Annotated in this window: 14 protein-coding genes; 5 read left to right on the top strand and 9 right to left on the bottom strand. The window is 69.3% G+C overall.

Annotation, left to right across the window (positions count from 1 at the left end; all coding sequences use genetic code 11):
- Positions 1-39: 39 nt before the first annotated feature.
- Entirely contained in the window at positions 40-456 is a 417-nt protein-coding gene (locus tag CSC71_RS10540; protein ID WP_162374334.1) for a helix-turn-helix domain-containing protein, read from the bottom strand.
- 606 nt (positions 457-1,062) lie between these two features.
- On the opposite strand from CSC71_RS10540, the gene groES reads away from it, so the two are divergent.
- Together groES and groL are read left to right on the top strand one after the other, a co-directional pair.
- Positions 1,063-1,353, top strand: coding sequence for a co-chaperone GroES (gene groES, locus CSC71_RS10535; protein WP_162374333.1), 291 nt, complete (start codon positions 1,063-1,065; stop codon positions 1,351-1,353).
- 58 nt (positions 1,354-1,411) lie between these two features.
- Complete coding sequence (gene groL, locus CSC71_RS10530; RefSeq protein WP_162374332.1) at positions 1,412-3,049, top strand: chaperonin GroEL; 1,638 nt, start codon at positions 1,412-1,414, stop codon at positions 3,047-3,049.
- A gap of 164 nt (positions 3,050-3,213) precedes the next feature.
- Here groL and CSC71_RS10525 read toward each other — a convergent pair whose 3' ends face one another.
- The 5 genes from CSC71_RS10525 to CSC71_RS10505 all read right to left on the bottom strand — a co-directional run bounded on the left by CSC71_RS10525 (position 3,214) and on the right by CSC71_RS10505 (position 14,570).
- On the bottom strand, positions 3,214-6,663 hold the full coding sequence (locus CSC71_RS10525) for a GH92 family glycosyl hydrolase (RefSeq protein ID WP_162374331.1): 3,450 nt from the start codon (positions 6,661-6,663) through the stop codon (positions 3,214-3,216).
- Positions 6,664-6,765: 102 nt separating this feature from the next.
- Positions 6,766-8,043: an AGE family epimerase/isomerase gene (locus tag CSC71_RS10520; protein ID WP_162374330.1), complete on the bottom strand. Its 1,278-nt coding sequence runs from the start codon at positions 8,041-8,043 to the stop codon at positions 6,766-6,768.
- A 142-nt stretch (positions 8,044-8,185) separates the two neighbouring features.
- Positions 8,186-10,858, bottom strand: coding sequence for a beta-mannosidase (locus tag CSC71_RS10515; RefSeq protein ID WP_162374329.1), 2,673 nt, complete (start codon positions 10,856-10,858; stop codon positions 8,186-8,188).
- 146 nt (positions 10,859-11,004) lie between these two features.
- Entirely contained in the window at positions 11,005-13,308 is a 2,304-nt protein-coding gene (locus CSC71_RS10510) for a family 20 glycosylhydrolase (RefSeq protein ID WP_162374328.1), read from the bottom strand.
- On the bottom strand, positions 13,305-14,570 hold the full coding sequence (locus tag CSC71_RS10505; protein WP_162374327.1) for a glycoside hydrolase family 27 protein: 1,266 nt from the start codon (positions 14,568-14,570) through the stop codon (positions 13,305-13,307). The genes CSC71_RS10510 and CSC71_RS10505 overlap by 4 nt, the downstream gene beginning before the upstream one ends.
- A 430-nt stretch (positions 14,571-15,000) precedes the next feature.
- On the opposite strand from CSC71_RS10505, the gene CSC71_RS10500 reads away from it, so the two are divergent.
- From CSC71_RS10500 to CSC71_RS10490, 3 genes are read left to right on the top strand one after another with little or no spacing between them, the layout of a single operon-like run.
- Entirely contained in the window at positions 15,001-15,867 is an 867-nt protein-coding gene (locus CSC71_RS10500) for a glycoside hydrolase family 16 protein (protein ID WP_162374326.1), read from the top strand.
- On the top strand, positions 15,864-17,375 hold the full coding sequence (locus tag CSC71_RS10495) for an alpha-L-fucosidase (protein ID WP_246192146.1): 1,512 nt from the start codon (positions 15,864-15,866) through the stop codon (positions 17,373-17,375). The genes CSC71_RS10500 and CSC71_RS10495 overlap by 4 nt, the downstream gene beginning before the upstream one ends.
- 20 nt (positions 17,376-17,395) lie before the next feature.
- Positions 17,396-19,252 (top strand): glycoside hydrolase family 35 protein, encoded by a 1,857-nt coding sequence (locus CSC71_RS10490; protein ID WP_162374325.1) that lies wholly within the window; start codon positions 17,396-17,398, stop codon positions 19,250-19,252.
- Positions 19,253-19,315: 63 nt separating this feature from the next.
- Here CSC71_RS10490 and CSC71_RS10485 read toward each other — a convergent pair whose 3' ends face one another.
- From CSC71_RS10485 to CSC71_RS10475, 3 genes are read right to left on the bottom strand one after another with little or no spacing between them, the layout of a single operon-like run.
- Entirely contained in the window at positions 19,316-21,001 is a 1,686-nt protein-coding gene (locus CSC71_RS10485; RefSeq protein ID WP_162374324.1) for a peptide-N4-asparagine amidase, read from the bottom strand.
- A gap of 44 nt (positions 21,002-21,045) precedes the next feature.
- Positions 21,046-22,515: an alpha-L-fucosidase gene (locus CSC71_RS10480; RefSeq protein ID WP_162374323.1), complete on the bottom strand. Its 1,470-nt coding sequence runs from the start codon at positions 22,513-22,515 to the stop codon at positions 21,046-21,048.
- Entirely contained in the window at positions 22,512-23,885 is a 1,374-nt protein-coding gene (locus CSC71_RS10475) for an alpha-L-fucosidase (protein ID WP_162374322.1), read from the bottom strand. Before CSC71_RS10475 ends, CSC71_RS10480 begins: the two co-directional genes overlap by 4 nt.
- Positions 23,886-23,926 lie beyond the last annotated feature (41 nt).

Raw genomic sequence — 23,926 nt, 5'->3', positions numbered from 1 at the left:
TTTTCCCTTCGCTCCCGCGGGTCCGGGAAATATGCCCGATCAGCCGCCGTTGCCGCGTGCCGCGCCGCGCCGCGCGCGGTGGTGGCCGGTGCGTTGCGCGGCCAGTTCCTCCAGCACGTCCAGCAGCGACAGGCGCGCGCGCAGCGGCGCATCGCGGAAAGCCGCGACCAGGCGCAATTCCTGCGGATCCTCGACCAGTAGCGCCTCGGCGGTGGCGATGGAGTCGAGCTGTTCCTCGCGCGACAGGCCCATGCTGCCGCGGCCGGTGGCCAGCCATTCGAACTGGGTGCCGGTCGCCAGCGCCACCTCGCGCAGGTGCGAGACGCTGGGATGCTTGCCCTCCGGCGCCTCCCAGTGGCTGACCGCGCTGCGTTGCACGCCGACCAGGCGCGCCAGCTGCGATTGCGACATGCCGGCGGCGCGGCGGGCCATGCGGATCCGTTCTTGCGAAGTCATTGCGCCCACCTCCTGCGGGCCAACCGAATGCTTCACGTGAAATTAACCAAACCACGTGTGGTCGGGAACCCGTTTTGGATACCTAAAGTAACTAGGTGAAAAACAATAGCGGGCATATGTGCGCTTTCAGTAGCCATGCTTTGCTTTTCTACCATAAACAAAGGAGTTAATCCCTTGAGCGCTACCGGAAGTGGCCGATTTTCCATGGCCGTGACTCTTCACATTCCCGGGGCGGCGTAGTTATCTGTGCAGGCCGGCGGGATGCTGGTTTTGTTCCGGCTGGACGGGAGAGTCGCCAGCCGGCGCACGCACGAGGCGACCACCCCTCCCTCTCCCATGGAGCGCGCATGCCCCCTGTCATGCGCGCTCTTTTTTTTGCGGCCGTCCGCGGCGGCAACCCGTCGGGCCGGTGCCGGCGCGATGCCGGGGAATGTTCCCGGCGATTTTTTGCGGGTACGCCCTTGAAAGCGTGGGTCGTGCCCCAATCTGCCCCCCAGCCCCGGTCCGCCGGGGTTTTCATGCCCGCGTCGTTGGCACTCTCGGGCCGAGACTGCCAACCGGCGCCAACCGTTCCCAGTGCAACCCATCACCAGCAGAGGCAATGCAATGAGCAATCTCAAGCCGCTTTACGACCGCGTCGTGATCAAGCGTACCGAGGAAGAGAAGGTGTCCGCCGGCGGCATCGTGATCCCGGATTCGGCCACCGAGAAGCCGATCAAGGGCGAAGTCGTCGCCGTCGGCGAGGGCAAGGTGTTCGACAACGGCAATGTCCGCGCGCCGAAGGTCAAGGTCGGCGACAAGGTGCTGTTCGGCAAGTACAGCGGCACCGAGGTCAAGCTCGACGGCGTCGAGTACCTGGTGGTGAAGGAAGACGACATCTTCGCGATCCTCGCCTGATCGCGTCCTTCCGTTCCCGAATTCCCCAACAAAAATCCCTAGCTAAGGAACTACAGCAATGGCTGCCAAAGACATCCGTTTCGGTGAAGACGCCCGTTCGCGCATGGTGCGCGGCGTCAACATCCTCGCCAACGCCGTGAAGGCCACCCTCGGCCCGAAGGGCCGCAACGTCGTGCTCGAGAAGAGCTACGGCGCGCCGACGATCACCAAGGACGGCGTGTCCGTCGCCAAGGAGATCGAACTGGCCGACAAGTTCGAGAACATGGGCGCGCAGATGGTCAAGGAAGTCGCTTCCAAGACCAGCGACAACGCCGGCGACGGCACCACCACCGCCACCGTGCTGGCGCAGGCGCTGATCCGCGAGGGTTCCAAGGCGGTCGCCGCCGGCATGAACCCGATGGACCTCAAGCGCGGCATCGACCAGGCGGTGAAGGCCGCGGTCGAGGAGCTGAAGAAGATCAGCAAGCCGACCGCCGACGACAAGGCGATCGCCCAGGTCGGCACCATCTCGGCCAACAGCGACGAGTCGATCGGCAACATCATCGCCGAGGCGATGAAGAAGGTCGGCAAGGAAGGCGTGATCACCGTCGAGGAAGGCTCGGGCCTGGAGAACGAGCTCGACGTCGTCGAGGGCATGCAGTTCGACCGCGGCTACCTGTCGCCGTACTTCATCAACAACCAGCAGTCGCAGCAGGTCGAGTTCGACGACCCGTACATCCTGATCCACGACAAGAAGATCTCGAACGTGCGCGAGCTGCTGCCGGTGCTGGAAGGCGTGGCCAAGGCCGGCAAGCCGCTGCTGATCGTCGCCGAGGAAGTCGAAGGCGAAGCGCTGGCGACCCTCGTCGTCAACACCATCCGCGGCATCGTCAAGGTCGCCGCCGTGAAGGCCCCGGGCTTCGGCGACCGCCGCAAGGCCATCCTCGAGGACATCGCCGTGCTGACCGGCGGCACCGTGGTGTCGGAAGAAGTCGGCCTGTCGCTGGAGAAGGCGACCATCGCCGACCTCGGCCGCGCCAAGAAGATCCAGGTGTCGAAGGAAAACACCACCATCATCGACGGCGCCGGCGACACCGGTGCGATCGAGTCGCGCATCAAGCAGATCAAGGCGCAGATCGAGGAAACCACTTCGGACTACGACCGCGAGAAGCTGCAGGAGCGCGTGGCCAAGCTGGCCGGCGGCGTGGCCGTCATCAAGGTCGGCGCTTCGACCGAGATCGAGATGAAGGAAAAGAAGGCGCGCGTCGAAGACGCCCTGCACGCGACCCGTGCGGCGGTGGAAGAAGGCGTTGTGCCGGGCGGCGGCGTCGCCCTGCTGCGCGCCAAGGCCGCGATCGAAGGCCTGAAGGGCATCAACGAAGACCAGAACCACGGCATCCAGATCGCCCTGCGCGCGATGGAAGCCCCGCTGCGCGAGATCGTCACCAACGCCGGCGAGGAGCCGTCGGTGATCCTCAACAAGGTGAAGGACGGTTCGGGCAACTTCGGCTACAACGCCGCCAACGGCGAGTACGGCGACATGGTGTCCTTCGGCATCCTCGATCCGACCAAGGTCACCCGCACCGCGCTGCAGAACGCCGCCTCGATCGCGGGCCTGATGATTACCACCGAAGCGATGGTGGCCGAGGCTCCGAAGAAGGAAGAGCCGGCGATGCCGCCGGGCGGCATGGGTGGCATGGGCGGCATGGATTTCTGATCCGCCGCCCGTCCTGGGCGTAGGCCCGCAGGGCCGAAGTCGAAGGACACCGCGACACGAGAAACCCCGCCAGCAATGGCGGGGTTTTTCTTTGGCCGCGCTACCGATGGACGAAGGGCCTCCCTCCCGCCGCGGGCGGAGGGAGGAAAACCCGGCGTTGCGCGTCAGCGCGCGCCGAGCAGCTCGATCTCGGCCAGCGACGACTGCCGCGCATCGCTGCTTGCGGTGACGACCAGACGGTACTGGCGGTACCTGGCCGGGCTGGCGAGGCGGAACGGGCGGGTATAGCGGCGCCATTCGAAATTCTCGCCGGCGCGCCTGTCCACTTCCTTCCATGCCTTGCCGTCGTCGGAGCCTTCCAGCGTCCACGCGGTCGGATGGCCGCCGGTGCTGCCGGAGGTCAGCGTGTAGAAGCGCACTTCGGCGCCCGGCTTGCCGAAGGCGTACGCCACCGTCGTCGTGCCGGGGAAAACCGCTTCGGTGCGCGAAGTGTCGTCGAACAGCGCGTCGGCCTTTGCATTGCCGGCCGAAGCGGTGCCGCGACCCGCGCCGGTGAGGTCGGCGAGCGGCACGGGGATCGTGGGGCCCGCGGTCAACGAAGGCGGCAGCGCCGATGCGTCCGCATCGCCGCCCCAGGCGGCGGGCTTCGACGACATCTTGAACTCGATCCTCCCGCCCCGGGCGAGCAGCCGGTGCGGGATCGCGGTGGAGTCCCAGGGCTTGCCGTTCACGCTGACGCCGGCGACATACACGCGGTCGCGGCTGTTGCCCGGCGCGCTGATCACCAGCTCCTTGCCGTTCTGCAGATGCACGGTGGCCTTGGTGAACAGCGGCGAGCCGATCACCAGGTTCTCGCTGCCCATCTGCAGCGGGTAGAAGCCCAGCGCCGCGAACAGCCACCACGCCGACGATTCGCCGTTGTCCTCGTCGCCGGGGTAGCCCTGGCCGATCTCCGAGCCGACGTACATCCGCGCCAGCACTTCGCGCACGATCTCCTGCGTGCGCCATGGCCGGCCGGCGTACAGGTACATCCACGGCACGTGGTGCGCCACCTGGTTGGAGAAACCCCACTGGCCCAGGCGCACGTCGCGCGCTTCGACCATCTCGTGGATCACGCCGCCGTACGAACCGGGATGGCCGGCGGTTTCCGGCGTGGCGAAGTATTCGTCCAGCTTGCGCGCCAGCGCGTCGCGGCCGCCGTAGAGGTTGGCCAGTCCCTGGCCGTCGTGCGGCACCAGGAAGGCGAAGCCCCAGCCGTTGGTTTCGGTGTAGTCGTGGTCGTGGCCCCAGACTTCCGGCCGGTAGTCGGCGGCGGCGGATTTCCACTTGCCGTCGGCGGCGCGGCCCTGGAAGAAGCCGATGGCCGGGTCGAACATGCGCACGTAATCCAGCGCGCGGTTGCGGTAGTACGCGCTTTCCTCTTCGAGTCGCATGCGCGGGATCGTCGCTGCCGGATCCTTCGCCATCGCCGCCAGCATGTTGGCGATGCCGTAGTCGTTGATGTAGCCCTCCAGCGCCCACGACACGCCTTCGCCGACCGAACTGGGCGTGTAGCCGATGAACGGCGCCACGTCCATGCCCTTGCGGCCGATGTTGTCGTTCGGCGGCGCGACCGCGGCGTTCCTGATCGCCGCCGCGTACAGCGCGGCGGTGTCGAGGCCGGGCACGCCCTTCACGTAGGCATCGGCGAAGGAAGCGTCGGAGCTGGTGCCGGTCATCAGGTTGGCGTAGCCCGGCGAGGACCAGCGCGGCACCCAGCCGCCGTCGCGGTAGTGCTGCAGGAAGCCGTTGACCATTTCCGTGGCCTGGCGCGGCGCGAGCAGCGATTGCGCCGCCCACACCGTGCGGTAGGTGTCCCAGAAGCCGTTGTTGACGTAGACCTTGCCGTCGGCAACGGCCGCGCCGGTCCGCGTTTCGGTCGTGCCCGCCGGGATGTCGTTGCTGGCGGAGGACTGCACCGCGTGCTTCCACGCCGGCGCCGCGTTGCTGCCGGTGTTCTCGTGCGCCGAGTTCGGGTACAGGAACAGCCGGTACAGGTTGGAGTACAGCGTGGTCAGCTGGTCCGGCGTGGCGCCTTCGACTTCGATCACGCCGAGCTTGTCGTCCCACGCGCGCTGCGCGCGCTCGCGCACGTCGTCGAAGCCGTCCTTGTCGGAAATTTCCAGCGCGAGGTTGTGTTTCGCCTGGTCGACGCTGATCAGCGAAGTGGCGATGCGCATGGTCACCGTGCGCCGCTTGCCGGCATCGAAGCGGAAATAGCCGGCGTTGTTGCGCGGCCTGGCGTCCTTGCCGCCATCGCTGCCGACCAGCATGCCGCTGGCGGTCACCGGGCGGTCGAACTTCGCGTAGACGAACATGCGGCCGGCGCCGTTGGACAGCCCGCTGCGGGTATCGGTGTAGCCGGTCAGTTCGCCGCGGTCGGGCGACAGGAACAGGCCGCCGCGGTCGTCGACGTTGTCGAAGACCAGGCTCGCGTCGTCGCCGGGGAAGGTGAAGCGGAACATCGCCGCGTGGTCGGTCGGCGCGATCTCGGCGACGATGCCGTTGTCGAGGCGGACGCCGTAGTAATGGGCGCGGGCGGTCTCGTTCTCGTGGCGGAACGTCGCGGCGCGGTCCTTGCGGTCGACGCCGGGTTCGCCGCTGGCGATCGACGGCATGACCTGGAAGGTCTGCCGGTCGCCCATCCACGGGCTGGTTTCGTGGCTCAGCGCCAGCGCTTCCAGCCGCGGCAGGTTCTGCGCGTCGTTGCGCCTGGCGTATTCGTAGAACCAGCTCAGCGAGCCGGCGTCGGTGACCGGCGCCCAGAAGTTGAAGCCGTGCGGCATCGCCGTGGCGGGGATGTTGTTGCCGCGCGAGAAGGCGCCGCTGGAATTGGTGCCGCGGGTGGTCAGCACGTGGTCGCTGGGGCGTTTCGATGGCGCGGCGGCCGGCGCATCGGCGATGCGGATGTCGTCCAGCCAGCCGCGGAAGTCCGCCGCGCCGGACGGACCCTGGTACGCGACCAGGATCCGGTCGATGGTCTTGCCCGCGGCGACGTCGCCGATGCGCGACTGCTTGTGGTTCCACTGGTTGGTGTAGAGCGATTTCGAATCGCCTTGCCCGCGCGGCGACAGCACGAAGCCGTGCTGGTCGCGCGCGCCGAGTCCGGACAGCCGGGTGCCGTCGGTGAACAACAGGTCGATGGCGACGAAGGTGCCGGGGTAGCGAAGGTCGTCGTTGAATCGCGGGAAGACGCGGTACGACAGCTCGGTCGCCGCCGTGACCGGGATGTCGACGTCGAACAGTTCCGCCGATGCCGCGCCGCCGTCCGACTTTCCGGCGTATTCCAGCGAATGCACGCCGGTGAAGCCGACCCGCGTGCGGGCCGTGTAGGCGGCGTCGGGGCCGTCGGCAACGCGCAGGTCGATGCGCGTGCCCGCGGCCTGCGTGCCCTCGGCTTCACCCGGCTGCGGCTCGCCGGCCTCGAAGGACGACCAGAACGGCGCGGGCGCGGCGGGCGACGGGGTTCGTTCCGGCGCGGCGGGTTGCGGGCCGCAGCCCGACAGCGCGATGGCGGCGAGGAGGGCGCCGGTGGGGAAGCGCCGGCGCAGCGGCGATGAAGGCATGTGGGTCATGACGGCGGAATCTTGCAGGGAGGAAACGACGAAAACCCGGCACGGTGGTCCGCGCCGGGGCAGAAGCGGAGCGAAGGGCGCGGCATGCGCGCCCGCGACGGCTCAGCGGCCCCGGCGCAACACGTGCAGCACGTCGTGGCAGGCGCCCATGGTGTGGTAGTCGGTCTTGCCGGCGGGGCTCTTCTCGTCGTCGTACTTGCGGTTCTGGCGATCGAGGATCCGGTACCACGCGCCGTATCGATGGTCGACCATGTGTTGCCAGGCGTAATCCCACAAGCGGTCGTACCAGTCCCAGTACGAAGCGTCCGCGGCGACGGCCAGGCGCGCGGCGGTGGCGATCGACTCGGCCTGCACCCAGAAATACTTGTCCTCGTCGCAGACGAAGTTCTCGCCGTCGGGCAGCGAACGGCCGGGGATGTCCTTGCGCAGCTTCTCCGGCGCGAAGCCGTAGACCAGTCCGCCGAATTCCTCGTCCCACGCCGCGGCGACCGCGCGGTCGAACAGTTCGCGCGCCTTCGGCACCAGCCACGCGACCACCGGCATGCCCGCCCGGCGCAGGTGGCCGTCGAGGATCAGCAGCAGCTTCGCCCATTCGGTCTGGTGGCCGGGCTGGAAGCCCCACGGCCGGAACAGGTGGCGCGGATCGTCGCGGTGGTAGTCGGTGTCGATGTTCCAGTCCTGGTCGTAGTGTTCCCACACCAGGCCGCCGGCGTGCGCGGCCTGGCGCTGGGTCATGTTGTCGGCCAGCAGCAGCGCGCGGATCAGGTAGCGCAGGTCGTCGCTGGCCTCGTACGCGGCCAGCATCGCCTCGCACATGTGCATGTTCGCGTTCTGCCCGCGGTAGCTGGAGAAGTTCCAGTCGCGGTCGGCCTCGTCGCGGTACAGGCCGGCGTCCTCGTCCCAGTAGCGCCGTTCCAGCAGGTCCCAGGTCTCGTCCATCCACGGCTTCGCTTCCGCGATGCCGGCCTTGAGCGCGGTCGAATACGCCAGCAGCACGAACGCCGCGCCATAGCAGTGCTGCATGGTGTCTTCCGGCTGGCCGTCGCGCAGGGTCCAGAAGTAGCCGCCGCTCTGCGGGTCGCGATGCCTGTCGCGCAGGAAGGCCAGGCCGTGGCGAACCGCCTGCAGGTATTCGTCGCGCAGCGCGGCATCCTCGCCGCCGAACTCGTTCGCGGCCGTCGCGTAGTTGAAGACGAAGCGCGTGCTGCTGACCAGGTGGCGGTGCGCGGCGTCGTAGACCGTGCCGTCGTCCTTGAAATAGTGGAAGAAGCCGCCCGCCGGGTCGATGCAGCGCGGGTGGTAGAAGGCCATCGTCTTGCGGACGTGTTCGCGCAGGAAGGCTTCGCTGCGGAAGTCGTCGTGGTCGGGTATCGCGGTCATCGGTTCAACTCCAGATTGTTGCGTAGGGCGGGTCCTGACCCGCCGTCGTGGTGATTCCGGTTGCGACGGCAATGATCGTGGCTGTCGCCTTCGATGATCGCCGCCGCGGATCGGGCAAGGCAATGGCGGGTCAGGACCCGCCCTACAGGGCATCGGCCAGCGTGCGCACTTTCAATGCGGCACGCAGGTCGTCGAGGCTGGCGGCGGAATCCACGCGCAGGGTGGCGCTTTCGCCGGGCAGCAGGGTCAGCGCGTTGTCGGACGGTTCGGCGTCCAGGTCGCCGAAGTCGATCCACACCGCACGCGCCAGCTTCGTCGCGTGCAGATCGAGCGCATAATGATGATGACCATCGCGGCGAAGTTCAGCATGCAGGCCCGGGTCGGCCCACGCCATGTCCTTGGCGGCCCTGAAGTACACCACGTCGCGCGATGCCGGCTCGCCTTCGACCTCGAGCTCGAACACCGCGACCGTCGTCGCCGGATCGGCGCCAGCGAGCAGTTCGGCGTCGGCGTAGTCGGCGATCCTCGTCGATGACAGCGGCGCCAGTTCCACCGCCTTGCGCTCGTCGCGCAGCACTTTCCCGTCCAGCGACATCACGCGCAGGCGCAATTCGCCGCGGCGCGCGTCGACGCGGTCATTGAGCAGGCTGACTTGTGTCTTGCCTTCGGCGTTGCGCAGCGCGGCCACCGCGACCGGGGCGAAGAAGCGGCGCGCATGGAACTGCAGCGCCTTCCAGCGCCCGAACCAGTCGATGCCCGACCACGAGGCGCCCGGCCACACGTCGTTGAGCTGCCAGTACAGCGAGCCCATCGTGTACGGGCGGCTGGCGCGATGGTGCAGCGCGGCCAGCTCGATGCCCTCGGCCTGCGCGGCCTGGCTCAGGTAGACGAAGTCGGCGAAGTCCTTCGGTTCGCCGAATTCGTAGTCCACGTACTTCATCAGCCGCTCGTTGCCCTTGCCGGCGAGGAACTTCTGGTGCGCCTCGATCACCGGCGAATCGATGGCCTGCTCGTCGCGCCGGGCGAATGCGTCGATCGTGCGCTGCACCGGCCATGCCTGCAGGCCGTATTCGGACATGAAGCGCGGGGTGATCTCCAGGTACTTCACCGGCGGATGCGCGGGATTGCCCCACACTTCCCAGTAGTGCATGTCGCCGCTGGCCGGCGTGTTCGCGACCTCGGCCAGGTCGTCGCTGGGCGAACTGGCCCAGTAGGCGATGCCGCCGGCTTCCTCGGCCACGACCTTGCGCAGGTCGGTGCCGAACAACTGCACGTAGCCGTTCCAGACCTTCTCGGCGAACGCCGGGTCCTTCGCCTTCAGGGCCTGGCCGTAATCGCCACCGCCCCAGTATTTCCAGGCGATCTCTTCCTCGTTGTTGCCGCACCACAGGACGATGCTGGGATGGTCGCGCAGGCGGCGCACGTTGTCGCGCGCCTCGGCGATGACGTTGTCGCGGAAGGCGTCCTCGTACGCCGGTTGCATGCCGCCGCCGAACATGAAGTCCTGCCAGACCAGCAGGCCGAGTTCGTCGGCGATGTCGAAGAAGTCGTCGCTCTCGTAATAGCCGCCGCCCCAGCTGCGGATCATGTTCATGTTGGCCGCGACCGCCGACTCCAGCACGCGGCGCAGCTGCGCCTTGGTCACCCGCGGCTGGAACATGTCGAACGGGATCGAATTCGCGCCCTTGGCGAACACCGGGATGCCGTTGATTTCGAAATGGAAGCTGCGGCCCCTGGCGTCCGGCGTGCGGACCAGGGCGACGCTGCGCAGGCCGGTGCGTTCACTGGCGCTGGCCACGGTCTTGCGACCGGCGCGGATCTCCACGTCGAAGCGGTACAGCGGCTGCGCGCCGTAGCCGGCCGGGAACCAGCGCTGCGGCTTGTCGATCGCCACCGGTACCTCGATGGTGCTGGTGCCGGCGGCGACGTCGATGTCCTGCTTCGCCGCTTGCGTGCGCTTGCCGTCCGGCGCGGTCCGCCACAGGCGCAATTCGTATTTGCCGGCGCGCGCGGCATCCACGCCGACGCGCACGGCGACGTCCGCGCGTTCGGCGTCGACCTTGTCCTGGCGCAACTGCACGTCGTCGATGCGCAGCGCGTCCCAGCGCTGCAGCTTCACCGGCTTCCACACGCCGGCGGTGACGTAGCGCGGGCCCCAGTCCCAGCCGTAGTGGTAGCCGGGCTTGCGCACGAAGTTGGCGGTCATCGCGTCCTTCGGCTCGTCGCCGTAGGGCGAGGGATAGTTGCCGGCGATCTTGGTCGGCATCGCCTGCACCTTCGGCAGCAGGGTTGCGATCGGCGAATGGAACACGATGCGCAGTTCGTTGCCGCCTTCGCGCAGCCGGCCCTGCACCGGCGCGCGCCAGGTGCGGAAGAAGTTGTCGGCGTCGAGCAGCTTCTCGCCGTTGAGGAATACCTCGGCCAGCGTGTCCAGGCCTTCGAACACCAGGTCGCTGCGCGCGTCGTCCAGCGCATCGCGCGGCGCATCGAAGGTGGTCCGGTATTCCCAGTCGGCCAGGCCGATCCACTGCAGCCCGGCTTCCGGCGCGCCGACGTAGGGGTCGAGGATCAGCCGGTTCGCGAACAGGTCGGTGTGCACCGTGCCCGGGACCGTGGCCGCGTGCCAGGCGACGGCTTCGGGGTGCGCCGCCGCCTGTGCGCTGCCGGGGGCCAGGCGGAACTGCCAGCCGCCGTCGAGCGTGGTTTCGGCGAAGGCCTGCGCCAGTACGCCGGGCGACGCCACGGCGCAGGCCAGCCACAGGACGAGTTTCAGGGCGAAGCGGGGGTGGGCCGGGGGCGCGGGACGGGCGGGCATCGGTGGCAGCTCTCGGTTCTGTGGGGAATTCCGCGCATGGCGGAATTTCCCGGGATTTGATCGATCTAATTCGCCCAAGCTTAACCCGGAAGGCCGGTCCCGCGGTGCTGCTGCGCAGCAAGCGCGGGACCGGCCCGTCCGGCGGCTCAATGCCGCAGCCAGTCGCCGGGAATCGCCCGCGCCGGCTGGCCGTCGGTTTCGACCTGCAGTTGCAGTGCGCTGCCGCCGCCGCCCTGGAAATAGCGCAGTTCGATGCGGTGCAGGCCGGCCTCCAGGCCGATGCTGCCGATGCTGCGGTCCGCGCCGCGGAAGCCGTCGCGTTCGATCACTTCCCTGCCGTCGACCAGCAGGCGCGCGCCGTCGTCCGACACCAGGCCGAAGCGGTACACGCCGTCCTCCGGCGCGTCCAGCCAGCCGTGGAAGCGCAGGCCGAACTCGGCCGGCCGCGCATCGGCGGGAATGCCGATGGCGTCGGCGTAGTCGCTGCGCACCGGCTTCAGCGCCGGCAACTCGCCGGTATCCGACACGGCGGCTTCGTAGTAGTCGCGCTGCAGGCCGGCGCCCAGGCGCGGCCGGGCCTTTTCCGCGGGCAGCAGCCGGACCTGTTCGAAGTTCGCGCGGCTGATCGGGCCCAGGCGGCCGTCGGCCAGTTGCAGGCGCGCACTGACGGCGACCCGGTTGCGCACGTCGAGCGTCCGCGGGCCGGCGTAGGCCGGCGACTGCGCGGTCGGGTCGCTGCCGTCCAGCGTGTACAGGATCCTCGCGCCGGGAATGCCGGTGCGCAGCGACAGCGGCGCGCTTGCGTCGCGGGTGGCGAAGTCGGCTTCCAGGCCTTCGACTTCGGGAATCCGGTAGTTGACGCCGGCCTTGTCCAGCGCCGCGAGCTGCGGGCCGAGGCGCTGCTGGAAGCCGTCCCAGTCGCGGCGCCCGCGCGGCGACCACAGCACTTCGCTCATCGCCAGCGCGCGCGGCCACAGCATGTATTCCAGGCTTTCCGGCGTCTTCAGGTATTCGGTCCACAGGTTGGCCTGGCCGCCGAGGATGTGCTTCGCCTGTCCGGCGGTCAGCGCGTCGGGCACCGGTTCGAAGCCGTAGACCTTGCGCAGCGGCAGGAAGTTGCCGATGCAGATCGGCTCGCGCTTCGGGTCGCCCTGGCAGTAGTCGAAGTAGGCGTAGTCGACCGGCGACATGATCACGTCGTGGCCCAGTTGCGCGGCCTTGATCCCGCCGGCCATGCCGCGCCACGACATCACCGTGGCGGTGGGCGAGGGCGAACCGTCGAGGATCTCGTCCCAGCCGATGATCTTGCGGCCCTTCGAATTGACGAAGGCCTCGACCCGGCGCAGGAACCAGCCCTGCAGCGCGTGCTCGTCCTTCAGGCCTTCGCGCCTGATGATGCCCTGCGCAAGTTCGCTCTGTTCCCAGCGGACGGTCGGCGCTTCGTCGCCGCCGACGTGGATGTACGGCGACGGGAAGATGTCGATGACTTCGTCCAGCACGTCGGTGACGAAGCCGAAGGTCTTTTCGCTGGGGCACAGGATGTCGTCGGCGACGCCCCAGATGGTGAGCACCTCGAACGGTCCCGGCGTGCAGCCCAGTTCCGGGTAGGCAGCCAGCGCGGCGACCATGTGCCCGGGCATGTCGATCTCGGGGATCACGTCGATGTGCAGCTTCTTCGCATAGGCCACGATCTCGCGCGCCTGCGCCTGGGTGTAGAAGCCGCCGTAGGGCTTGCCGTCGCCGACGTAGGGCGTGAAGTGGCGATCGAGCATCGTCTCCCGCCGGTACGCGCCGACCGTGGTCAGCTTCGGCCAGCGCTTGATCTGCAGGCGCCAGCCCTGGTCGTCGGTCAGGTGCCAGTGGAAGGTGTTGAACTTGTAGCGGGCCATCAGCTCGAGCTGGCGCTTGATGTAGTCCAGCGGCTGCAGGTGGCGCGCCGAATCCAGGTGCAGGCCGCGGTAGCCGAAGCGCGGCGCGTCGTCGACCTGCAGCGCGGCGATGCCGTCCTGCGCGTCGTCCTGCTCGACGATCTGGCGCAGGGTCTGCAGGCCGTAGAACAGGCCGGCGGTGCTCGGCGCGGCGATGCGGATGCCGTCGGCGTCGATGCGCAGGCGGTACGACTCGCGGTTCGCGGCCGCGTCGGGTTCGAGCGAAAGCCGCACGTCGGCGCGCTTGCCTTCGGCGTCGCGGGCGACCGTCGCCGGCGCCTTCCAGTTCGCCTCGACGATGTCCTTCGCCAGCTTGCCCAGTTCGCGCATCTCGCGGTCGTACGGCGCCAGCGCGATGCGCGGTTTCGCCGCCGGCGTGTAGCCGCCGTCGAGCGCCTGCATTCGCGCCGGCGCCGGCAGGATCGATGGCAGTTCCGTCGCCGCGCTGGCCTGGCCGGCCATGAGCAGCAGGCCGATGGCCAGGAGGCGCGCGGCGCGCGGGGCAGGGGAAGCGGGAATCATCTGTCGGTCACCTCGTCGTTACGGAATCGATGGGACTGGCTGGATGCCGCACCGGAACAGGCGATGCGCAGCATCGCCACGTCGCGGGCGGCCACGCGGCGCCGCAGGGTGGCGGCCAGCCTGCGGGTCCGGCCGTGCCACAGGTCCCGCGCCTTGCAGCGGGCCGCGGCCGGCAGGCCGAGTTCGGCGCGGCCGACGGCGATGTCCGCGGCCGCATCGCCGCGATTCAGCAGCACCACCGCGACGCCGCCGCCGGACATCGGCTTGGCCCAGACCTCGCGTTCGCCGTCGTCGCGCAGGCGTTCGCCCTGGCGGCCGCCCCAGTCCTGGTCGACCGCGATCACTTCGCGGTTGGTCAGAATGCGGCGCGTGGCTTCGTCCATGCCGGCCAGGTCGTTCCCGGCCATCAGCGGCGCGTTGAGCAGCGCCCACAGGCTGAAGTGCGCGCGGCTTTCGTTCTCCGCCAGGCCGCGGTTGCCGACCTGCAGCATGTCCGGGTCGTTCCAGGCGCCCGGCGCGGAATACGGCGACAGCGCCGCCTGCCGGTCGATGATCTTCATCAACGATTCCCAGGTGGGCCGGATGTCCTCGGTGGTGCGCCACAGGTTGGCGATGGGCGCGGCCCAGGTCCATGGCCTTGTATGGCCGTACTCGCTGATTCCGTAGACGATGGGCCGGCCGGTCGCGGCCAGCAGGTCGCGCATCTTCGCGAAGGCCTCGGGCCGGGCCAGGCCTTCGGTTTCGTCGGCGCGGCACCAGTCGTACTTCAGGTAATCGACGCCCCAGCCGGCGAAGGTTGCGGCATCGATGGCTTCGTGGCCGAACGAGCCGATGCCGCGCGCCGGGTACCTGTCCCAGTGCATCGCGCAGGTCTCGCTGCCGGGCACCGCGTACAGGCCGAAGCGCAGGCCGCGCGCGTGCACGTAGTCGGCCAGCGCTTCGATCCCGGAAGGGAAGCGCCGCGGGTCGGCCTGCAGCCGGCCGTCGGCATCGCGCGCCGGCGCCTGCCAGCAGTCGTCGAGCACGACGTAGCGGTAGCCGGCATCGCGCATGCCGCTGGCGACCATCGCGTCGGCGGCGGCGCGGACCACGGCTTCGTTCACGCCGTTGCAGCGGAAATGGTTCCAGCTGTTCCAGCCCATCGGCGGCGTGCGCGCCAGGCCGTTGTCGAGCGCCTGCAGCGGGGCGGCCGGCGTGGACAGGCAGGCCAGCACGAACGCTGCCGCGATGCACGGGCGGGAAATCGGGCGGGACAGCTCCATGGGCGGCGTATCAGGCTGCGGCCCCGGCGTGGTGGGGTCGCGGCCGATTCCCTCGCCGGATGGCCGCCCGCCCCGCGTGCGTCCCGGATGGCCGATCACGATCTGCCGTTCCTGCCCATGCTCTGTCCATTTCCGGAAGCGATCCCCAAGCTGCGAATCGGCGGTTGCGCAAGGCCCGTGCGTGCTTCTCCCGAAGGAAGGCGCGGTCGACCGGTGCGGATGCGGTTGCCATTCCGCGCATCTCGACTTAGTTTGGTACAAAGGTTGGACCAATGCCAGCCGTCCGCCGATGGCAAGGGGAGCGCCGGGCGTTCCACGCCGTCGCCAAACGCAATGGAGACTGGCCCGTGAAGCCAATGAAATACCTGTACGCGGCAGCGTTGCCGCCGCCGCCGTTCGTCCGGCCCGCCCCGGTGCCGGCGCAAGCGCCATGAAGGGTGGATTCCGCCGGCGGGACGGGCGGTTCCCGGCGCCGCTGCGGCGCGGGCTGGCGTGGTCGTTGGCCGCGCTTGGCCTGTCGCTGGCTTGCGTCGATGCCGCGACGGCGGCCGCGCAGTGGAAGCTGGTCTGGTCCGACGAGTTCGACTACCGCGGCCTGCCCGATCCGGCGAAGTGGAACTACGAGGAAGGTTTCGTCCGCAACAACGAGGCGCAGTACTACACCCGCGCGCGCAAGGAGAACGCGTGGGTCGAGGACGGCATGCTGGTGATCGAGACGCGCAGGGAACGCTACCGCGGCGCGCAGTACACCTCCGCCAGCGTAACCACCGAGGCGCGCGCGAGCTGGCGCTACGGCCGCGTCGAGGTGCGCGCCAGGCTGCCGACCGGCCGCGGCCTGTGGCCGGCGATCTGGATGATGGGCAGCGACCGCCCGCAGGTCGGCTGGCCGGCCTGCGGCGAGATCGACATCATGGAGAACGTCGGCTTCGACCCCGACCGCGTGCACGCCACCATCCACACGCCGGCGTTCAACGGCGGCAAGGGCACGCAGAAGAGCGGGAACGCCGTGGTCGCCGCGCCGTACCGCGAATTCCACGTGTATGCGCTGGAATGGTTCCCGGACCGGCTCGACTTCTTCGTCGACGGGCAGAAGATCCACGGCTACGCCAACAGCGGCAAGGGCAGCGACGAATGGCCCTACGACAAGCCGTTCTACCTGTTGATCAACACCGCGCTGGGCGGCGGCTGGGGCGGCCAGCAGGGCATCGACGACGCGGCGCTGCCGCAGCGCTACTACATCGATTACGTCAGGGTCTACCGACGCGCCGGTAGCGGACCGGAGGGAGATCGCGAATGACGATGGAAGGATCGCCGCGCTGGACGCGGCGCGGCGTGCTCGGCGCGGGCGCGGCCGGGTTGGCGGGCGCGCTGGCGCCCGCGGCGCGTGCCGGGGCCGCGGCGACCGCAGGCGCGGCCACCCCGCCGGCCGCGCGCCCGCGCCCCAGCGCCGCACAACTGGCGTGGCAGCGCGAACGGCTGGCGATGTTCGTGCACTTCACGGTGAACACCTTCACCGGCAGGGAGTGGGGCGACGGCAGCGAAAGCCCGCGCGTCTTCGATCCGTCCGCGCTGGACGCGCGGCAGTGGGCGCGCACGGCCAGGGAATGCGGCTTCGGCAGCATGATCCTCACCGCCAAGCACCACGACGGCTTCTGCCTGTGGCCGACGAAGACCACCGCGCACTCGGTCGCCGGCAGCCCGTGGCGCGGCGGCAAGGGCGACGTGGTGCGCGAGTTCGCCGATGCCTGCCGCGCCGAAGGGCTGGGCGTCGGCTTCTACCTGTCGCCATGGGACCGCAACGCGAAGGTCTACGGCGAAGGCAAGGCCTACGACGATTTCTACATCGCGCAATTGACCGAACTGCTGACCGGCTACGGCCCGGTGGTCGAAGTGTGGTTCGACGGCGCCAACGGCGAAGGCCCGAGCGGCAAACGCCAGCGTTACGACTGGCCGCGCATCCACCGCACCGTGCGCGCGCTGCAACCGCAGGCGCTGATGTTCTCCGACGCCGGCCCCGACCTGCGCTGGATCGGCAACGAGAGCGGCAGCGCCGGCAGCACCTGCTGGGCCAGCGTCGACCCGGCGCGGGTGCCGCGCCCCGGCGCCAACGATCCGTGGACGCACGAGGCGCTGCAGCAGGGCGACCCGTACGGCTACGCCTGGCGCCCGGGCGAAACCGACGTGTCGATCCGCCCCGGCTGGTTCTGGCACGCGGAGCAGGACGGCCAGGTGCGCAGCGCCGACAACCTGCTGGGCCTGTACTTCACCTCGGTCGGCCGCAACAGCAAGCTGCTGCTGAACGTGCCGCCGACGCGCGATGGCCGCTTCCACCAACGCGACGTCGAGAGCCTGCGCGGCTTCGCCGGGTTGCGCGCGGCGATGCTGGCGAACGACTTCGCCGCAGGCGCCACGGTGCGCGCCAGCGCGGCGCAACGCGACGCGGCCAACGTGCTGGTCGACGATCCCGCGCGTTCCTGGACCCCCGGTGCCGATGCGCGCGCCGGCTGGATCGAACTGGAACTCCCGCGGGACGCCGAGTTCGACGTGATCCGCCTGGAGGAAGCGATCGAGCACGGCCAGCACATCGCCAACTACCGCGTCGACGTCGATGCCGGCGAGGGTTGGAAACCGCTGGCGTGGGGCACGACGATCGGCCACTGCAAGCTCGACCGGATACCGCCGACGCGCGCGCGCAAGCTCCGCGTGGCGATCGAATTCGCCTACGCCGCGCCGCGCCTGGCGCGCGTGGCCCTGCATCGCGCGCCGGACAGCGGGTGGAAGCGCCCCGACTACCACGGCGAATGAACGCCATCGACGGAATCGACATGACCCATTCTTCGCATTGGAACCAGGGTTTCCGGCGCATCGCCGGCGCGCTGGCCCTGCTCGGCGCGCTGGCGGCGGCGCCGGCCATGGCGCAGCCGGCCGCGGCCACGCACAGCTTCGGCTGGAAGGGCGAGCAGTTCCTGCTCGACGGCAAGCCCTTCGTGATCCGCGGCGGCGAGATGCATTTCAGCCGCGTGCCGCGCGAGCACTGGCGCGACCGCCTGCGCATGATGAAGGCGATGGGCCTGAACACGGTCGGCACCTACCTGTTCTGGAACCTGCACGAGCCGCGCCCGGGCCAGTTCGACTTCAGCGGCCAGAACGACATCGCCGAATTCGTGCGCATCGCGCAGGAGGAAGGCCTGTGGGTGATCCTGCGCCCCGGGCCCTACGCCTGCGCGGAGTGGGAATTGGGCGGCTTCCCGGCGTGGCTGCTGAAGACGCCGGACCTGCGCATCCGCACTTCCGATCCGCGCTACGTCGCCGCGGCCACGCGCTTCCTGGGCGAGGTCGGCAAGCGCCTGGCGCCGCTGCAGGTCGCGCACGGCGGCCCGATCCTGATGGTGCAGGTGGAGAACGAATACGGCTCGTTCGGCGCCGACCACGGCTACATGGCCAGCATCCGCGACGCGCTGCGCGCCGCCGGCTTCGACGGCCTGCTGTACACCGCCGACGGCCCCACCCCGCAGATGCTCGGTGGCGGCACGCTGCCGGACGTGCTCCCGGTGGTGAATTTCGGCGGGGATCCGGCCGGGGCATTCGCCGAACTGGAGAAGTTCCGCGGCAGGACGCCGCGCATGGCGGGCGAGTACTACCCCGGCTGGTTCGACCACTGGGGCGAGCAGCACCACACCGGCCAGGTCGACAACATCCTCAAGGACATCGGCTGGATGCTGGAGCGCGACGTGTCCTTCAGCCTGTACATGTTCCATGGCGGCACCACCTTCGGCTTCATGAACGGCGCCAACTACAGCGATCAGGAAAACCGGCCGTACCAGCCCGACACCAGCAGCTACGACTACGGCGCGCCGCTGGACGAGGCCGGGCGCCCGACGCCGGCGTACCATGCGCTGCGCAAGCTGATCGCGCGGCACCTCAAGCCCGGCGAGACCCTGCCGGAGGTGCCGCCGTCGCCGCCGATGATCGCCATTCCGCGCATCGGGCTGACCCAGTCCGCGGCACTGGCTTCGCTGCTCGCCGAGCCGGTGCGCGCGGTGCGCCCGCTGGCGATGGAGCAGCTGGACCAGTCCTACGGCTTCGTCTGGTACCGCACGCGCGTGCCCGCGGCGAAGGCGACGCTGGAAGCCGGCGACGTGCGCGACATGGCGCTGCTCTACCAGGACGGCAAGCCGCTGGGAGCGATGGACCGCCGCCTCGGCCAGCGCAGCATCGAACTCGACGTCGACGCAGGGCAGCTCGACCTGCTGGTCGAGAACATGGGCCGCATCAACTACGGTCGGCGCCTGGTCGACGAACGCAAGGGCCTGCTGGGGCCGGTGCGGTTCGCGGGCAAGCCGCTGCTGGAGTGGGAGATGTTTCGGCTGCCGCTGGACGACCTGTCGCGGCTGTCCTTCGCCGACGGCTGGCTCGAAGCGCCCGCGTTCCATCGCGGCACGTTCCGGCTGCGCAGGCTTGGCGACAGCTACATCGACATGCGCGGCTGGGGCCGCGGGCACGTGTGGATCAACGGCCACCACCTTGGCCGCTACTGGCGCATCGGCCCGCAGCAGACCCTGCTGGTGCCGGCGCAGTGGCTGCGCCGCGGCGACAACGAGATCGTCGTGCTGGAACTGGAAGCCGCGGCGCGCGGGCGCAGCGTGCAGGGCCTGACCGACCCGGTGTTCGACACCCCGTAGCGCGGGGCCTGCCCGCTGCATCCGCGCCCGCGGAAAACCCGCGCGGGCGCGGTGCGCCCGGCCCTACGGCGCGGATTCCCCGCAACCGGTCTCGTCTTCGACGAAGCGGCCGTTGCGGGTCGCGATGCGGCGCTGGAAGCAGGCGCCGGATTCGTCTTCGGTGCGATGGACCTGCCGGGTGTCGGCCACCGCGATGCGTTGCTCGCGCGGCACGCCGCGGTCGTACGAAGCGCTGCCGACGAAGTGGTCGCGCGTGCGCCGCGTCGACAGCGGCCGGCCGTCGCGCGCAAGCACGGTCTCGGCATCGTCGTGGATGCGGATGTCGGTGGTCAGGCGGACCTTCGGGTCGGTCTTCTCGGTGGCGTCGCCCTTCTCGCCGGGCTTGCCGGCGGAGCCGCCGTCCAGCGCCACCATGCCGATGCCGCCGTCGAAGCCGAAGTTCTGCTCGATGGTTTCCGATTCCGTGCCGGACTCGTCCTTGCGCGTCACCACGGCGCGATCGCGCCAGTCGGCGAGCATGCGGTCGTCGTTGTCGTCCATCGAACCCCAGCGATGGTGCACGTCGGCGACGAGCGTGCGCTCCACCGTGGTTTCGACCTTGCCCTTCGAGCCGCGCACCTCGCCGCGGGCGACGAAGCGGTGCGTGCCGCGATGGTGCAACGACTGGTCGTTCGCATCCAGCGTGTCCAGCCGCATGTCCTGCGACGGCTGGCCGGCGTCGTAATCCAGCAGCTTCGCCCGGGTGCGTTGCACGCCGGCATCGCGCCAGACCTGGATGTTCGGCAGCAGCTTCCAGCCTTCGCGGCCGTCGGGCACGCCGGCCACGTGCAGGCGCACTTCGTGCGGCTTGCCGTCGTTGAGCAGGCCGATGAACGGGGTCAGGTCGTAGCGGACCGGGCGGATGTCGAAGGCGCGCGGCGCGGGGATCGCGTACCACAGGAATGGGTTCGACCAGCCGCCGGTGTAGATGTGCGGGTAGGGCGCGGCGATGCCGGCGACGCGGCCGTCCAGCAGCACCTGCACCTCGCGATGCGGCCCCTGCGGGTTCTGGCACCAGTAGCCGTCCAGCGGCACGGCGTAGTACCAGAACTCCTCGCAGCCGCCGCCGGAGCCGGTGGCGTAGACCTCGGCGAGCAGGCGCTCGGTGTTGGCGGGGATGGTGGCCCTGCCGACGGTGTCGGCGCCGTCCTCGCGCAGCGCGTCCAGCGGCATCACGATGTCGGCGGTCCGCGCGGCCGGATGGTTGGCGTCGGCGCGGAAGAACAGCAACGTCAGCCTGACGTCGAACACGCCGGTGTAGGTCTCGTTGACCACGTTGCCGAGGAACATCTCCGCGTCCTGCGGCTGCGCGAACAGCGGTGCGTAGGCGGTCACGTCCTTCTCCACGCGCCATTCGATGCCGTCGCGCGACGGTTCCGGCGAGCTGGTGCGGAAGAGGGTGACGCCGCCGACCGAGAACTGGCCGATGCGGTCGTACTGGCGGCCCTTCACCGCGCCGTCGAGGCGCAGCACGATCCTGTGCCACGGGCCGGGGCACTGCTTCGCCGCCTCGATCTTCGCGCGCGCCGGCTCGAAGCTGTCGAAGCCGTGGCGCAGCACCTCGACTTCGCAGGCCGGCATGCCTGCAGGAACCGGCGACGGATAGGCGGTGCGCGGATCGTCGTGGTCGCTGCCGAATTTCTGCGGGGGCTCGGCGGCGTGGAGGGTTGCCGAGAGCGCGGCGAGGACGGCGAAGGCGAGGGTTTTCATGGCGGTCGGGTCCGGCAGGGAAATTCGGGGGGCGGAGGCCCGGGTCATTGCGCCGCCGCCGCGCCGGGCAGGCGGAACGCCCAGGCGTAGGCGCCGGCGGCGGAATTGCGCAGCGCCGCGGGAACCTCGACCACGGTGGCCTCGCCATCGCGATGCCACCGCAGTGCGGCGTCGTTGCCGAGCAGCGTGACCTGCGCGCCAGCGGCCGGCGCGGGCCCGGGGATGCGCAAGGTCTTCGGCAGCTTCGATTCCGTTTCGTCCGGCAGGTAGATCGCGTACACCGTGCCGTCCTTCAGCCGGGTGTAGCGGAACTTGCCGTCGCGGTACGGCGCGACCGCGCGGCTGGCGTAGATCGCCTCGCCGTTGACGCGCATCCACCGGCCGATCTGGTGCAGGCGTTCGACGGCCTCGGCCGGCAGTTCGCCGTTGCCGTCGGGGCCGACGTTGAGCAGGTAGTTGCCGCCCTTGGCGACCACGTCGACCAGCATCTGCACCACGCTGCGCGCGCTCTTGTAGTTGTCGTTCGGCACGTACGACCACGAATCGCCCAGGGTCATGCAGGTTTCCCACGGATACGGCAGCGGCTCGTCGGGGATCTTCTGCTCCGGCGTGCGGTAGTTCTCGTAGCGGCCGCCGACCGCGCGGTCGACGACGATCAGGCCGGGCTGGTTCTTCCTGGCCAGCGCCGCCAGGCCCGGCATGTCGATGTCCTGCGTCCAGGGCACGCCGGCGATGCCGTGCGCGGTGTCGTCCATCGTGTCGCGCGCGCGCACCCAGCCGCCGTCCAGCCACAGGATGTCGATCGGGCCGTATTGCGAGGTGATTTCGCCGATCTGCGCGTGGGTGTAGTCGACGAAGCGCTTCCAGATGTCCGGGTGCTTGCGCGTGTCGTAGTTGGTGTGGCGGTTTGGCGTGGCCCAGCGCGGCGACCAGTAGTCGTCGCTGTGCCAGTCGGGCTTGGAGAAATAGGCGCCGATGCCGAAGCCCTGCGCGCGGAACGCGTCGAACACTTCCTTCGTCACGTTCGCGCGCGGATTGGAATGGAACGGCACGCTGGCCGCGGTGATCTTGTAGTCGCTCTGCTGCGTGTCGAACATCGCGAAGCCGTCGTGGTGCTTGGTGGTGAAGACCACGTACTTCGTGCCCGCGTCCTTCGCGACCTCGGCCCATCTCTCCGGGTCGAATTTCACCGGATTGAAGGTGGTCGGCAACTGCTCGTAGGCCTTGACGTAGCCGACGTAGTCGTTGGCGTACCGCTTCGTGTGCTCGTTGCTCTTCGACGGCCCGCACCAGTCCACGTCCTCGGAGCAGATCGACCACGACTCGACGATGCCCCACTGGCTGTACGCGCCCCAGTGCATCATGAAGCCGAACTTCCAGTCCTGCCATTGCTCGAGCTTGCGCACGACCAGCGGGTCGGTTTCCGGCACGTAGGGGTCCTTGCCTTCGGCTTGCGCGGAAAGCGGCGCCGCCGCGCACAGCAGCGCGGCGATGGCGAGTCGTAGCGGTTTCATCCGTTGCTCTCGATCGGTTTGGATTCTTCGCGGTACAGCTTGATCGGTTCGGCCAGTTCCAGCGCGACCACGGTGATGTCGGCGTCGAGCGCGTCGTCCGGCAGCGGCACGTACAGCAGGCCGGGCACCTTGCTCCAGTCGTACTTGCCGCTGACGTAGGGCTTCAGCTCGCGGCCGTCGCCGACCACGCGCGCGCGCAGCACCCGGGTGTCGATGCCCTTCAGCATCAGTTCGCCTCCGCCGGGGCGGCCGTCGACGAACAGGTACAGGGTCTTGCCGTCCTTCGACAGCGTGCTTGGCCCGGCGTAGTGGTCGAGCGGGATGCCGGCGACGCTGCCGAAGATCGCCTCGGCGTGCTTGCGGGTCCAGCGGCCCATCTTCTCGAGGATCCCGACCTGGCGCTCGTCGATGCTGCCATCCTCGCGCGGGCCGATGTCGAGCAGCAGGTTGCCGCCCATGCTGGCGGTCTGGGCGAGGATGCGGATCAGCTGGTGCGGCGTCTTGTAGTCGTTGTCGCGCGGCTGGTAGCCCCACGAGCGGTTCATGGTCAGGCATAGCTCCCACCACTTCGCGTCGGGGCGGACCACCGGCAGGCCGAGTTCGGGCGTGGCGTAGTCGCCGTATTCGTTGAGGCGCGAATTGACGATGACGCCCGGATTGCGCGACAGCAGGTCGCGCTTGGTCTTCGCCGACTGCCATTCCTCCGCGTTGTGCTCCCAGTCGCCGTCGAACCAGATCAGGTCGGGGCGGTAGCGCCGCTGCAAGTCCGCGAGCTGGCCCTGGTAGTAGGACAGGAAACGCCGCCAGCGCTGCGGCTCGTCCTTCAGTTCGTAGCGCTTTTCCTTGCGGGTGAACACGTCGTAGTCGGCGTACGACCAGTCCGGCAGCGAGTAGTACAGGCCGACCTTCAGCCCGTCCTTGCGCAGCGCGTCGACGAAGGGGCCGACCAGGTCGCGCTTCGCCGGCGTGTCGCGGACCACGTTGACGCCCTGCCGGCTGTCCCAGAGCGCGACGCCGTCGTGGTGGCGGGTGGTCAGCACCGCGTAGCGCGCGCCGCTGCGCCGGATCAGGTCGGCCCAGGCCTGCGGGTCGTAGCGTTTCGCGGTGAAGCCGTCGAGCTGCTTCATGTAGTCGGCGTGGCTCATCTTGCCGTTGAAGAACGACCACGACTCGTCGACGCCGTCGACCGCGTAGATGCCCCAGTGGATGAACACGCCGAATTTCGCGTCGGCGAACCACTGCATGCGTTCGGCCTTTTGCGCCTCGGTTTCGGCTGCGGGCGCGCCGGCTGGCGCGGCGGCGGCCGGCAATGCTGCGACAATGGCGGCCAGCAGCGGCGCCAGCAAACGGGGGAGCGGGGAAAGTTTCATCGCGGTCACCGGTTTCATGGCCATACGGTATGGTCCAATGG

It is taken from the genome of Pseudoxanthomonas sangjuensis, from assembly GCF_010211755.1.
GTDB classification, from domain to species: Bacteria; Pseudomonadota; Gammaproteobacteria; order Xanthomonadales; family Xanthomonadaceae; genus Pseudoxanthomonas_A; species Pseudoxanthomonas_A sangjuensis.
Note: the sequence above shows the minus strand (reverse complement) of the source record. Positions and strands in the feature narration are given on the sequence as shown.

Bases quoted from the DNA above. Each gene is read 5' to 3' on its own strand.
- CSC71_RS10540 (WP_162374334.1), bottom strand. From the start codon at position 456: ATGACTTCGCAAGAACGGATCCGCATGGCCCGCCGCGCCGCCGGCATG.
- groES (WP_162374333.1), top strand. From the start codon at position 1,063: ATGAGCAATCTCAAGCCGCTTTACGACCGCGTCGTGATCAAGCGTACC.
- groL (WP_162374332.1), top strand. From the start codon at position 1,412: ATGGCTGCCAAAGACATCCGTTTCGGTGAAGACGCCCGTTCGCGCATG.
- CSC71_RS10525 (WP_162374331.1), bottom strand. From the start codon at position 6,663: ATGACCCACATGCCTTCATCGCCGCTGCGCCGGCGCTTCCCCACCGGC.
- CSC71_RS10520 (WP_162374330.1), bottom strand. From the start codon at position 8,043: ATGACCGCGATACCCGACCACGACGACTTCCGCAGCGAAGCCTTCCTG.
- CSC71_RS10515 (WP_162374329.1), bottom strand. From the start codon at position 10,858: ATGCCCGCCCGTCCCGCGCCCCCGGCCCACCCCCGCTTCGCCCTGAAA.
- CSC71_RS10510 (WP_162374328.1), bottom strand. From the start codon at position 13,308: ATGATTCCCGCTTCCCCTGCCCCGCGCGCCGCGCGCCTCCTGGCCATC.
- CSC71_RS10505 (WP_162374327.1), bottom strand. From the start codon at position 14,570: ATGGAGCTGTCCCGCCCGATTTCCCGCCCGTGCATCGCGGCAGCGTTC.
- CSC71_RS10500 (WP_162374326.1), top strand. From the start codon at position 15,001: ATGAAGGGTGGATTCCGCCGGCGGGACGGGCGGTTCCCGGCGCCGCTG.
- CSC71_RS10495 (WP_246192146.1), top strand. From the start codon at position 15,864: ATGACGATGGAAGGATCGCCGCGCTGGACGCGGCGCGGCGTGCTCGGC.
- CSC71_RS10490 (WP_162374325.1), top strand. From the start codon at position 17,396: ATGACCCATTCTTCGCATTGGAACCAGGGTTTCCGGCGCATCGCCGGC.
- CSC71_RS10485 (WP_162374324.1), bottom strand. From the start codon at position 21,001: ATGAAAACCCTCGCCTTCGCCGTCCTCGCCGCGCTCTCGGCAACCCTC.
- CSC71_RS10480 (WP_162374323.1), bottom strand. From the start codon at position 22,515: ATGAAACCGCTACGACTCGCCATCGCCGCGCTGCTGTGCGCGGCGGCG.
- CSC71_RS10475 (WP_162374322.1), bottom strand. From the start codon at position 23,885: ATGAAACTTTCCCCGCTCCCCCGTTTGCTGGCGCCGCTGCTGGCCGCC.